Source organism: Asticcacaulis sp. P2_C5 (assembly GCF_056404555.1).
Window position 1 is genome coordinate 117,390 of the sequence record NZ_JBFUDU010000007.1, and the last position, 12,732, is coordinate 130,121.

At 61.2% G+C, this 12,732-nt stretch carries 7 protein-coding genes; 2 read left to right on the plus strand and 5 right to left on the minus strand.

Annotated features, from left to right (window positions below; translation table 11 throughout):
* Positions 1–131: 131 nt before the first annotated feature.
* Positions 132–1,079 (plus strand): glucokinase, encoded by a 948-nt coding sequence (locus tag AC1DXO_RS13895; protein ID WP_476978762.1) that lies wholly within the window; start codon positions 132–134, stop codon positions 1,077–1,079.
* A gap of 37 nt (positions 1,080–1,116) precedes the next feature.
* Here AC1DXO_RS13895 and AC1DXO_RS13900 read toward each other — a convergent pair whose 3' ends face one another.
* A complete protein-coding gene (locus AC1DXO_RS13900; RefSeq protein ID WP_476978763.1) occupies positions 1,117–1,668 on the minus strand; it encodes an isochorismatase family protein in 552 nt (183 codons plus the stop codon).
* A gap of 88 nt (positions 1,669–1,756) precedes the next feature.
* Between AC1DXO_RS13900 and AC1DXO_RS13905 the strand changes: the two genes are divergently transcribed.
* The gene (locus AC1DXO_RS13905; protein WP_476978764.1) at positions 1,757–2,467 is read left to right on the plus strand and encodes a DUF899 family protein; all 711 of its coding nucleotides are present in this window, start codon (positions 1,757–1,759) and stop codon (positions 2,465–2,467) included.
* Positions 2,468–2,500: 33 nt separating this feature from the next.
* Here AC1DXO_RS13905 and AC1DXO_RS13910 read toward each other — a convergent pair whose 3' ends face one another.
* The 4 genes from AC1DXO_RS13910 to AC1DXO_RS13925 all read right to left on the minus strand — a co-directional run bounded on the left by AC1DXO_RS13910 (position 2,501) and on the right by AC1DXO_RS13925 (position 12,729).
* Positions 2,501–3,175 carry a DUF4386 domain-containing protein gene (locus AC1DXO_RS13910; RefSeq protein ID WP_476978765.1) on the minus strand — a complete coding sequence of 225 codons (675 nt, stop codon included), beginning with the start codon at positions 3,173–3,175 and terminating at the stop codon, positions 2,501–2,503.
* A gap of 112 nt (positions 3,176–3,287) precedes the next feature.
* Positions 3,288–4,466, minus strand: coding sequence for a helix-turn-helix domain-containing protein (locus AC1DXO_RS13915; protein WP_476978766.1), 1,179 nt, complete (start codon positions 4,464–4,466; stop codon positions 3,288–3,290).
* 94 nt (positions 4,467–4,560) lie between these two features.
* Positions 4,561–11,712: a matrixin family metalloprotease gene (locus AC1DXO_RS13920; RefSeq protein ID WP_476978767.1), complete on the minus strand. Its 7,152-nt coding sequence runs from the start codon at positions 11,710–11,712 to the stop codon at positions 4,561–4,563.
* A gap of 273 nt (positions 11,713–11,985) precedes the next feature.
* Entirely contained in the window at positions 11,986–12,729 is a 744-nt protein-coding gene (locus tag AC1DXO_RS13925; RefSeq protein WP_476978768.1) for a phosphoadenylyl-sulfate reductase, read from the minus strand.
* Positions 12,730–12,732: the final 3 nt, after the last annotated feature.

Consider the following 12,732-nt stretch of genomic DNA (forward strand, 5'->3'; position numbering starts at 1 on the left):
GTGTTACCATCTCCTGTTCCAGGCTGTAATTTATTGCAGCCTGGCAAGGGCGCCAAAAGGCGCTTCATGGCTGCCGCCGCCGCCGATGCGGCGAGCCCAGCAGCGTTTGAGCAAAAAAATGGAATCGATCAATGGCCGAAGATGCCTTGCTTATCGATGTTAGCGGTAACCGAAAGGTCAGGTTGACGATGACGCGGTCGCGTCATCGTCCTGCGCCTTCGGTCAGTTATCCGTGTCGGTCGATCGACGATCTCAGCTTTGCCATTGATGATTTTCTGGCGAAACAGGGCGAGGTCGACCTGGAAGGCGCGGCGGTTTCGGCGTGCGGCTGGGAGCAGGATGGCGAACTGGCCATGCCGAACGATCCGTTCCGCGTGAAGCGCGACTGGCTGCGCGAAGTCCTGCATATCCGGCGGCTGAACATCGTCAATGACTGTGTATGTATTGCCATGGCGGTGCCGCTGTTGAGCGCCGCCGAGACGCTGCAGATCTGCGGCGGGCACGGCGACGACACCCAGCCCAGGCTGTTGATCGGCGCCAGTTTCGGATTGGGGACATCGCTGATCGTGACCGACGACCTGAGCGGCACGACCGTCCTGCCCAGCGAGGGCGGGCACACCGACTTGCCGGCAGTGACGGCGCGCGAGACCGCGGTGCTGGAGGTCATGAAGGCGAAGTTTGGCCGCGTATCGCGTGAACGCGCCGTATCGCTTCAGGGCCTGCCGGAAATCTGGCGCTGCCTGGGCGTGCTGGACGGGTTGGCGCCCGCGGAGGTGACGGCCGAGGCCGTTGTGGACCTCGCGCGGGCCGGCGATCCAAGGGCTGTGGAGACAGTCACGCTATGCACGGCCTGGCTGGCGGCGACGGCGTCGGATGCGGCGCTGATGACCGGGGCGCGCGGGGGAATCTATCTGGCCGGCAGCCTGATCCGGCTGCTGCACGATGTGATGGACCGGGCACTCTTTACCGAACGCTTCCACGCCAAGGGTCGGCTGTATGCCTATGTGTCGGATATACCGGTCCATATCGTCATGGCGCAGGAACCGGAGATGCTGGGGCTGAGCACGCTGTTCGGGTAAGGCCAGCCGCATCGACCGGCTGGCCGTCGTATATGTCTTAGCCGGGCATGAGCGCCAGGGCCGCCTCGGCGTCAACGACCTGGGCGAAGTCGGCCGCCAGAAGACCCAGGGAAACGTCGAAAATTTGCCGTGCCGACAGCCCGGCGTGGGGCAGGCCGAAGCCCAGGACCGCCTCACGCACGACCGTCACCTGAAAGCCGAGATCGGACGCGGCACGCACGGTTGAGGTGACGCAGAAACCGGCCACCGCTCCGGTGACGATCAGCCGCTCGATGCCTTTGTGGCGCAGATGCGCCTCCAGCCCGGTCGTGGCAAAAGCGGAAGAACTGGTCTTGATGAAGACGGCTTCGCCAGCCTGCTCGCGGTCGCAGGGCAGGGGCGGAAAACCTGGTGCCGAAGGATGAAACGGCGAGTCCGGATCTGCCTCGCTGTGGCGGACATGAATGACGGGTACACCGGCCCGCCGCGCCTGTTCGGCCAGACGCTCGATAACCGCGCCGGCGTCACCATGGATGTGGTCGTAGCCCGCATCGATACGGAGTTGCATGTCGACCTGCATATCGATGATCAGCAGCGCGGTCTGGCTCATGGGGGCGTGTTCTCCTTGGGCAAAGCCTTATTGCATCTTTAGACCGGCTTTTTTACGGGTACGCACGCTTTTTTTAAGGAGGCAGGCCATGGCCGATACACTTACCCAAACCCTGATCCCCGCCGCCGATCTGGCGCGCGACAATGTCGTCCGGATCAAGAACGAAAGCCCCGAATATCGCGCCGCGCGGACGGCCTTGTTGGCTGAGGAAATCGAGCTGCGGCGGCATCTGGAACGGGTCGCCGCCCAGCGCCGCGCCCTGCCGCCCGGTGGCCCGGTCGAAGGTGACTACCGTTTCGAGGGCGAGGGCGGGCCGGTCGATTTCGCCGGACTGTTCGGTGATAAGCAGACCCTGGTGGTTTACAGTTTCATGTTCGGCCCGCAACGCGAGCGGCCGTGCCCGATGTGCGTCAATCTGCTGGGGCCGCTGGACGCCAATGCTGCCGATATCGAGCAGAAGGTGGCGTTGGCGGTGATCGCACGCTCGCCGATTGCGAAGCTGCTGGCGTGGAAGCGCGAGCGCGGATGGAAGCATCTGCGGCTCTACAGCGACCTGAATGATGCCTATTCGCGCGACTATTTCGGCCTGTTGCCCGATGGATCGGAAGTGCCGGCCTATAATGTGTTTACGCGGCGCGACGGGACGATCCGCCATTTCTGGTCTGGCGAGATGACCGGCCCGACGGCCGATCCGGGCCAGGACCCGCGCGGCGCGCCGGACTTTGCCCCGCTGTGGAATGTGCTGGACACCACGCCGGACGGACGTGGCGCGGACTGGTACCCGAAGCTGGACTATTGAGGGTCGCTTCAGGCTGCGAAGGTGAAGCGGCGATCAGGCATCAGGTTTAACGCGGATACCGGCGATCAGCAACCACAGGCAGGTGCCCAGTTCACCTAAAGAACCGGGAATGACCATGAGGTAGGGCAGAGCGGTCGCCGCATAGGCGGGAACGAGCAGCGGCGCAAACATATTGATCAGATAGCCGGCGCAGCCCAGCAAGAGCAAAATCCCGAAAAAGCGCGGCACGGCGCCGGACTTGAGGATCAGCCATCCCAGCGGCAGCAGCCACAGGCCCCAGAAGATCGAGGCCGTGGCTTCGGCCAGGTGGTGGGCGGTGAGGTGGTCCATGACCTGTGCCGCCAGTGGGCCGGTGGCGCTGTCCAGCAGGGTCAGGATGTTGAGATAGTGCTGAATGGACACAAAGGCCATGCTGACGCCCGCGGCGGCGAATACGACCATCAAACCTGCCCATATCCGGCCGAAGGATTCGAGCAGCGCGTACAGGATGACCGGCAGGACGAGGAACAGGAGGCTGCTGACGATGCCGCTGAGGATACCGAACCGGAACAGCATTTCTGATGACTGGAGGCGAGCCAGCGTCGCTTCGGGATCGTCCATGACAAAGAGCCGCGACGGGACATAGAGCAGGTTGAAGGCGCCGGTCAGGGAGGCCGCAAGATAAAGCAGGCCGGCAAGCCGTGCGGTGGGTTTTAGCGGTAAGGTCATGGTCAGTTTCGTTCCTGTTTCTGCCTGGCCATTGGATCAGATGCGGACGGCGACGTCGTCCGAACCGGCTGGACCGGGCAAAAAAAGCGAAACGAAACGGGTAATTTCTCCGCTACGAGGGGGAAGGCGCAGTAAGAGCGGCCTGGGCTCTGGCCTGGCGGCGGAAAGCGCTGGGCGCCATGCCGGCCTGGGCCTTGAACGCGGCATTGAAGGTCGAGCGCGAATTGAAGCCGACATCATAGGCGATATTGACGATCGAATCGTCAGTGTCGGTCAGGCGTTGCCGGGCCTCTGCGACGCGATGCCTGTTAATGTATTCGAAGAAATTCGCACCAATCTTTCGGCTGAAGGTTTGTGACAGGTGGTCTTCGGAGATGCGCAGGCGATCGGACAGGCGGCGCAGGGAGAGGTTGGGGTCGGTGTACAGCCGGGTGTGCTGCATGGCGTGCGCCAGCCGGTCCTCGATCTCGCACAGGCGGTCTTCGGTGAGCAGCGAGCGGGCGTATCTGGTCTTGTCGTCGGACGGAGGTTCCGACGGTACGGTATCGAGCACAGGCCGTTGCACGAGGCCGAAAAAGGCGATCAAGCCTATCCAACCGAGGTCGAAACAGGCGGTGAGGACGGGGTACCAGGCCGGCCGGCTACCCTGGATGCCCCAGATTTCGCCCAGGCTGTACCAGGCCCAGCCGCCGGCCAGGATGAAGAGCGCCCAGCGTATCCAGGCGAGGGATTTGTCCTCGATATTGGAGAACAGGTCGCGCAATCGCGAAACGTGGTTCCGGACCAGACGATAGGCGGCTGCGAGGTAGACGAGCGACACAGCCAGGAAGGCCAGAAATGTGAGCTTACAGGCCATGAACGCCCAGTCGCGCAGTTCGGGGTCGGGATAGTGGAGCGAGATGAGGCCGGCCTTCTGCTCGCTCGACAGAAAGAAGAAGCGCGACATAATAAGGAAGATGAGCGCCGGCCCGGACAGGGCCCAGGCGTCGCTGCGGCGCAGCGGCTGGGGCGATGCGGCGGTCATCGATCGCACATAGACGTAAAAGACAGGCCCGAGCATGGTCTTGAACGGAAACACAAGGCCGGCCAACTGCGGCACGGCGATGTAACCGCCGGTGAGATAGACCAGCCAATCCGCCTTGACGAGCGCGCAAAGGCCAAGGAAAGCGACGAGGTACAGGGTCTGATCGCGGCGCCCGACCCGTTGAACCAGCAGCAAACCGATGGCGAACAGGGTCGCGGCCAGGGTCATCGCCACGGCAATCATCTCGACGAACTGGCCGTTGGTCATTCGCGTGCAACCTGACAGTCACCGGCAGGATCGTGCCCTGCCCGCCATTGAGACGGGCGGCAGACTTTACCGCCACCCGGAGTTACGATTCGATTTACCAGATAATATGACTCAGGAAGGCCGAGTTTGTTGCCGTGGTGTTGAGAACGGCAATCGTGTTTCCGCCTCCCAGTGTAATGAGCGCGGACGTTCCGCTCTGCGTTATGGTTACGCCGCCGCCGTTGACAACGCCGTTGGTGTAGGCGTGGATGTCGATGGTTTCGCCTCCGCTTCCGCCGAAGTCATTGATCGTGTCGGCGCCGCTGCCGAGGTTGAAGATGAAGCTGTCGATACCGCTGCCGCCAATCAGGATATCCGACCCACCACCGCCATTCAGTATGTCATTGGCGGAGCCGCCGTTCAGGACATTGTTACCCGCATTGCCGGTCAAGGTGTTGGCCAGGCTGTTGCCGGTGGCGTCGATATTGCCGCTGTCGAGCAGGATGATATTATCGATATACTGCGCGCCGGCGCTGTAGCTGACCGAGCTGTTGACCACGTCCGTCCCGCCGCCGCTGGCTTCGATAGCCAGGTCGCCGGCATCGTCGATATAGTAGATATCGTCGCCGAGGCCGCCGGTCATGGCGTCGGCGCCGCTTCCCCCATCGAGGATATTGTTGCCGGTATTGCCGGTCAGGACGTTGGCCAGGCTGTTGCCGGTGGCGTTGATATTGCCGCCGATATCGAGCAGGGTGATATTATCGATATATTGCGCGCCGGGGCCGTAGCTGACCGTGCTGTTGACCAGATCCGTGCCGCCGCCACTGACTTCGACGGCCGAGTCGCCGGCATCGTCGACATAGTAGGTGTCATTGCCGAGGTCGCCGGTCATGATGTCGGCGCCGGTTCCCCCGTCGAGGACATTATGGCTGGCATTGCCGGTCAGGGCGTTGACCAGGTTGTTGCCGGTGGCATTGGTGGCAGTGCCGGTCAGAAGCAGGTTTTCGACATTGGCCGTCAGAACATAGGACACGGTCGAGGACACGGTGTCGGCGCCGGTGCCAGAATCGACCACGATGTCGCCGGCATCGTCGACATAGAACAGATCGTTGCCGGTACTGCCGGTCATGGTGTCGGCGCCGAGACCGCCGGTGATAATATCGTCGCCGGTATTGCCGACCAGCGAATCGTTACCGTCGCCTCCGTACAGGGTGTCATTGCCGGCTCCGCCGTCGAGTATATTGGCGCCAATATTGCCGGTCAGGATGTTGGCCAGGGCGTTGCCGGTAGAGTTGATATTGCCGCCCACGTCAAGCAGAGTGATGTTTTCGACATAGGCGCTGCCGGGATTGTAGGTGACCGAAGTCTTGACCAGGTCGGTACCGGAAACATTGGTTTCGCTGACGACATCGCCGGCATCGTCGATGACATAGGTATCGCTGCCTACGCCGCCTGTCATGGTATCGGCGCCGGCGCCGCCATCGAAGGCATTGTTGCCGGCATTACCAATGAGAGCGTTGGCCAGGCTGTTGCCGGTAGCATTGATATCGGCGGTGCCGCCAAGGGTCAGGTTTTCGATCTCGGCGGACAGGGCATAGCTGGCCGTGGCGGTGACCAGGTCCAGGCCGTTGCCGGCCGTCTCGACGATCATGTCGCTGGCGTCGTCGACGACGTAGCTGTCATTTCCGGCGCCGCCGGCCATTGTGTCTATGCCCGCACCGCCGTTGAGCGTGTTGTTGCCGCCATTGCCGGTTAAGGCATTGGCCAGGCTGTTGCCGGTGCCGCTGATATTGGCGGCGCCGCTGAGGATCAGGTTTTCGACCTCGGCGGACAGAGTATAGCTGGCCGTGGCGGTGACCAGATCCAGTCCGTTGCCGGCCGTCTCGACAATCATGTCGCTGGTGCTGTCGACGATGTAGCTGTCATTGCCGGCTCCGCCGGTCATTGTGTCGTTGCCTGTGCCGCCGTCGAGGGTGTTGTTGCCGGTATTGCCGGTCAGGCTGTTGGCCAGGCCGTTGCCGGTGCCGCTGATATCGGCTGTGCCGCTGAGGACCAGGTTTTCGACGTCGGCGGCCAGGGTGTAGGTGGCGAGCGATGATGAAACGGTGTCGTTGCCCATGGTCGCGAGTTCGCTGACAATATCACCGGCGTTGTCGACCACGTAGCTGTCATTGCCTGCCCCGCCGGTCATGGTATCGGCGCCGACATCGCCGTTGAGGGTATTGTTACCGGCATTACCCGTCAGGCTGTTGGCCAGGCCGTTGCCGGTGCCGTTGATATCAGCTGTTCCGCTGAGGATCAGGGTTTCGACCTCGGTGGCCAGGGTGTAGGTGCTGAGCGACGATGAAACGGTGTCGTTGCCCATAGCGGCGATCTCGATGACGATATCGCCGGCATTGTCGACAATGTAGCTGTCGTTGCCGGTGCCGCCGGCCATGCTGTCGCTGCCCAGACCGCCGTCGATCGAGTCGTTGCCATCGACGGCATTGATCGTGTCGTTGCCGTCGAGACCGCTCAGGGCATTGTTGCCGCCGTTGCCGGTCAGGTTGTTGGCCAGGCTGTTGCCGGTGCCGCTGATATCGGCGGCGCCGCTGAGGGTCAGGTTTTCGACGTCGGCGGTGAGGATATAGGAGATCGACGCGCTGACCGAGTCGGTGCCCTGGCCTGCAAGTTCGCCGACAACGTCCCCGGCGTCATCGATGAAGTAAATATCGTTGCCGAGGCCGCCGACGAGGCTGTCGGCGCCGCTACTGCCGTCAAGTAAGTCATTGCCGTCGCCGGCGTTGATGGTGTCATTGCCGCCGTAACCGCTGAGGCCGTTGGCGGTGGCATTGCCGGTCAGGACGTTGTTCAGGCCATTGCCTCGGCCGTTGGCGACCGTACCCGCCAGGACCAGGTTTTCGACTTCGCCCGCCAGGATATATTCGGTGACCCATGACACAACTGTGTCATTGCCCTGCGATCCAAGTTCGACGACGAGGTCGCTGATCATGTCGACGATGTAGCCGTCATTTCCGGCGCCGCCGGTCATTGTGTCGCTGCCTGCGCCGCCGTCGAGGGTGTTGTTGCCAATATTGCCGGTCAGGTTGTTGGCCAGGCCGTTGCCGGTGCCGCTGATATCGGCAGTACCGCTGAGAATCAGGTTTTCGACCTCGGTGGCCAGGGTGTAGGTGGCGAGCGACGACGATACAGTGTCGTTGCCCATGGCCGCGAGTTCGCCGACGATATCTCCAACATTGTCGATGATGTAGCTGTCATTGCCGGCGCCACCGGTCATTGTGTCGCTTCCTGCGCCGCCGTCGAGGGTGTTGTTGCCGCCGTTGCCGGTTAAGGCATTGGCCAGGATGTTGCCGGTGGCGTTGATATTGGCGGCGCCATTCAGGGTCAGGTTTTCGATGTCGGCAGACAGCGTGTAGCTGGCCGTGGCGGTGACCAGGTCCAGGCCATTGCCGGCCGCCTCGACGATCGTGTCGCTGCTGTTGTCGACGATGTAGCTGTCATTACCGGCGCCACCTGTCATTGTGTCTACGCCCGCGCCGCCGTCGAGAGTATTGTTGCCACCGTTGCCGGTCAGGCCGTTGGCCAGGCTGTTGCCGGTGCCGCTGATGTCGGCGGGGCCGCTGAGAGTCAGGTTTTCGACGTCGGCGGTGAGGATATAGGAGATCGACGCGTTGACGGAGTCGGTGCCCTGGCCTGCAAGTTCGCCGACAACATCGCCGGCGTCATCGATGAAGTAAATATCGTTGCCGAGGCCGCCGACGAGGCTGTCGGCGCCGCTACTGCCGTCAAGTAAGTCATTTCCGTCGCCGGCGTTGATGGTGTCATTGCCGCCGTAACCGCTGAGGCCGTTGGCGGTGGCATTGCCGGTCAGGACGTTGTTCAGGCCATTGCCTCGGCCGTTGGCGACCGTACCCGCCAGGACCAGGTTTTCGACTTCGCCCGCCAGGATATATTCGGTGATCCATGACACAACTGTGTCGTTGCCCTGCGATCCAAGTTCGATGACGAGCTCGCTGATCATGTCGACGATGTAGCTGTCATTGCCTGCGCCGCCGGTCATGGTATCGGCGCCGACATCGCCGTTGAGGGTATTGTTACCGGCATTGCCCGTCAGGCTGTTGGCTAGGCCGTTGCCGGTGCCGCTGATATCGGCAGTACCGCTGAGGATCAGGTTCTCGACGTCGGCGGCCAGGATATAGGTGGCGAGCGATGACGAGACGGTGTCGTTGCCCATGGCCGCGAGTTCGCCGACGATATCTCCAACATTGTCGATGATGTAGCTGTCATTGCCGGCGCCACCGGTCATTGTGTCGCTTCCTGCGCCGCCGTCGAGGGTGTTGTTGCCAATATTGCCTGTCAGGTTGTTGGCCAGGCCGTTGCCAGTGCCGCTGATATTGGCAGTGCCGCTGAGGATCAGATTCTCGACCTCGGCGGTCAGGACATAGGTGGCGAGCGATGATGAAGCGGTGTCGTTGCCCATGGCCGCGAATTCGCTAACTATATCCCCGGCATTGTCGACAAAGTAGATGTCGTTGCCGAGACCGCCGGTCATGGTATCGGCGCCGGCGCCTCCGTCCAGAGTATCATTGCCGTCCAGCGCGGTCAGGCTGTTGGCCGCAGTGTTGCCGATCAGCCAATTGTCGGCCGCGTTGCCAGTGCCGTCAATGGCGCCTGCGCCGGTCAGGGTCAGGTTCTCGAAATTTGCGGCCAGAGCGTAGGTTACGGATGACGAAACCTGATCCGTGCCTTCGCCGGCCAGTTCGGTGATCGTGTCTGTTGTCGTGTCGAGGACAAAGGTGTCGTTGCCCGCGCCGCCGTTCAGGGTGTCGATGCCTGCGCCGCCTTCAAGGCGGTTATTGCCGCTGTTGCCGGTCAGGACGTTGGCGAGACCATTGCCGGTAGCGTCGATAGCCGCGGCTCCGGCCAGGGTGAGGTTTTCAACATCGGCAGCAAGAATCCAGGTAACGGACGACTGAATCAGGTCCGTGCCGGCGCCGCTGGCCTCGATGATGGCGTCACCTATGTTGTCGATGATGTAGGTGTCGTTGCCGAGGCCGCCGGTCAGAGTGTTGAGGCCGCTGTTGCCTGTGATCAAGTTATCGAGATCGTTGCCTGTACCGTTGATATTATTGGTGCCGGTCAGAGTCAGGCCTTCGAGCGTTGCCGTCAGGGCATAGGTCACCGCAGCCAGGACCAGGTCGCTGCCCTGGCCGGTGATTTCCGTAACGACGTCGCCGGCATTGTCGACCGTGAAGGTGTCGTTGCCGAGGCCGCCGGTCAGGGTATCGGCGCCTATCCCGCCGTCGAGCGAGTCGTTACCGTCGAGGCCGATAAGGGTGTTATTGGCCGAGTTACCGGTGATGCTGTTATCGAGTTCGTTTCCGGTACCACTTATTGGTAAGTCATAATAATTTTCCACCAGAATCAAATTCTCGACATAGGAGCCAAGAGTCCAGTCTATAAAGGTTCGAACCGTGTCGATGCCTTCATTATTCGCCTCAATAGCACGGTCGCTGATATGATCGACCAGGTAAAGGTCATCGCCTACACCTCCGTACAGGTAGTCAAAGCCCTTGTCGCCATCCAGGGTGTCGTTTCCGGCGTAGCCATAGAGGTCATTCCACCCGTTATTGCCAGACATGTAATTGTTCAGGGCGTTGCCCCGGCCATCGGCATTGTAGTCTCCCCAAAGCGAGAGATTTTCAACATTAGCACCCAGGTCATGGGAAAATAGAGTATTTACCCAGTCATTGCCTTCATCGGCATACTCGGTGACGATATCTCCCTGGTTTCCGAGATAATAGAAATCGGTGCCGGGGCCGCCAATCAAAACGTTGTAGCTCAGATCGGTCATTCGCTCAGCGTCCGTTGAACCAAGGCCGTTGCTCCACAGACCGTCACTGCCGTCACCTCCATTCAAGGTATCATGTCCGCCCCCCCCGATGAGCCCGTTTGACAGTTGATTTCCAATCATGAAGTCGTTGCCCGAGCCGCTAAAAGCCTCCTCGATCAGCGCGCGCGTGTCACCGTTATAAAGCAGAGCGTTGGCTATATTGCCCGGGGCTGGTGTCACACCGCTCTCGTACGGTCGGGTATCCGCCAGTTGCGTGGCACTGAAGGTCGACCAACCACCCGGCCGGAGGTCGACGGTCACGCTGGTTGTAAAATTTGTGAAATCATAGATGTCGTAACCGCCGCCGTCCCAAATGGTCCGAAATACGACGTTACCACTGGGCGCGCCTTGGGGTATATATACGCCAAACCGGCCGCCTTCCCTGATAGACATCTCGCCAGTCAGGGCGTCGAATATATATTCGGTTGGGCCCCCGTGGCTGTCGAAATTGGCACCGTAAAGATACTGCAGGGCAGCGATATCGTCCTGCATATAGCTTTGGGGTTGGTTGATGTGGTCGCCTTCGTAGGTGATGACATTGCCGGGATCCGAACGATAGGTCATCAGCGACCAGGCCCATCCATCATGGGCCGCAGGCAAAGCGGCCGAGCCTCCGGACGAGGTAAGGTCTTCGTGACCGTGCTTCAACCCGAGGGCATGACCGATCTCGTGCATGATTGTCGCCATACCCCAGTTACCGAACTGCGGGTTGGTGTAGTCGGTCTCGCCCGTCGTCGTGCCGAACCAGACATCTCCGGATGCCGTGTTCCCGGTGGGCAGGAAGGTGAAGGCGACCTCGTGGCCGGCAGTCGTGGAGGCATCCTGTGAGAAGCGTAGATTGGCATGCGTGGTGGCGGTTTCGGTGATCTCGGTAAAGGTCAGTCCGGTCAAGCTGGCGATCATGGCCAGGACATTGCGGACCGCCGTCTGTTGCGTGGCATTAAACACCAAATGGGTGGACGTCACGTCATTGTAGCTGCCACTGTAGACGCTGTCAGTGTAGAAACTGCCGCTGGTCGGGAAGCTGTAGGTCAGGTTGGTACTGGTCCACTTAAAACCGGAAAGAAGGCCATCCAAATCCGGATTGCCGCTGAACACCACGCCGGCACCACCCGGTATGGGGGTAGAGGAAATCGTCGTCGTCTGACCCGCGGTGGCTGCGTGACCAATCGGGGCCGAAGCGCCCGAACCCGAATCCGTCACCCTGGACGTTGGCACACTGCGCCAGGCGGGCGTCATATGGGCGGCGGTCAGCTCCGGCGCGGCGAGCAACGTAACGGCGTGAAAACTCAAACTTTTGGCATACATATACGCCGCCGGCGCGACACCAAGGTTTTCGGTTGTAAAGGTGGAGTCGATGGAAAATTTACGCATAAAGCCCCCGGCGTGCGTTTGATGATTGTGCTGACTGGAAAAATGCGCAGCTTCGCGCGCCCCCGGGTAATAGCTTTGCACGTCCTGAGTGTTTTGCAAAGAACAAATCGGAGACACTGCATTGTAATCGTGTGGGAATTTTCCGTTTATTGGTGGCTGCGTGCGGGCTAACACACAGTTCGCTTCATCGCCATGCGTGCCAACATTTACGGACTATCTCATATCGAAATTTCACTGAGCAGCCCTTTGCCGCGAAGGACTTTTGACATGAAGTCAAATCCCGTCCCCCCCGTAGATCGGGCGGTGGATGCCGCATTCGACCTTTTCCGACTCCGACCAGCGGCCCGAGCGGGCGTCGGCGCCCTGTTCGACCGGCTTTGTGCAGGTAAAGCAGCCGATCGACGGAAAGCCCTGTTCGACCAACGGATGCGGCGGCAGGTCGTGGGCGGCCGCATAGGCCGCGACGTCGGCGGCGTTCCAGGTGGCCAGGGGGTTGACCTTATAGTGCCGACCGTCGAACTCGACGATCGGCAGATGGGCCCGCGTGGCGCTCTGGTGACGCTTGCGACCCGAAATCCACGCGCCATAGCCCTGCATGGCGCGGTTTAGCGGCCGGACCTTGCGCAGGTCGCAGCACTGATCCGGATTGGTCTTCCACAGGGTGTTTTTCGCGTCCTCGACGGCGGCCTCTTCCGGGCTGGCCTTGAGGTTGATGATGTTGCTCAGGCCCAGCTTGGCCGCCAGCTCATCGCGATATTGCAGGGTCTGGAAGAAGTGGCGATCGGTGTCGAGGAACAGGACCGGAAAGGCCGGATCGATCTCGGACACCATATGCAGCAGCACCGCCGAATCCGCGCCGAAGCTGGACGACAGGACGATGTCGCCGAAGAATTCGTTGCGGATGACGTCGCGCAGGATGTCCTGCGCGTTCATGCCTTCATAGCGCTCGCTCAGGTCGCGGGCGCGTTGCGAGCCTTCGCTGGGCGCATGGGTCAGGTTGTCGATCAGGACGGTCATGTG

What these genes read in the sequence shown, in the direction of transcription:
- AC1DXO_RS13925 (WP_476978768.1), bottom strand. Translation starts at nt 12,729, where the DNA reads ATGACCGTCCTGATCGACAACCTGACCCATGCGCCCAGCGAAGGCTCG.
- AC1DXO_RS13905 (WP_476978764.1), top strand. Translation starts at nt 1,757, where the DNA reads ATGGCCGATACACTTACCCAAACCCTGATCCCCGCCGCCGATCTGGCG.
- AC1DXO_RS13920 (WP_476978767.1), bottom strand. Translation starts at nt 11,712, where the DNA reads ATGCGTAAATTTTCCATCGACTCCACCTTTACAACCGAAAACCTTGGT.
- AC1DXO_RS13910 (WP_476978765.1), bottom strand. Translation starts at nt 3,175, where the DNA reads ATGACCTTACCGCTAAAACCCACCGCACGGCTTGCCGGCCTGCTTTAT.
- AC1DXO_RS13915 (WP_476978766.1), bottom strand. Translation starts at nt 4,466, where the DNA reads ATGACCAACGGCCAGTTCGTCGAGATGATTGCCGTGGCGATGACCCTG.
- AC1DXO_RS13900 (WP_476978763.1), bottom strand. Translation starts at nt 1,668, where the DNA reads ATGAGCCAGACCGCGCTGCTGATCATCGATATGCAGGTCGACATGCAA.
- AC1DXO_RS13895 (WP_476978762.1), top strand. Translation starts at nt 132, where the DNA reads ATGGCCGAAGATGCCTTGCTTATCGATGTTAGCGGTAACCGAAAGGTC.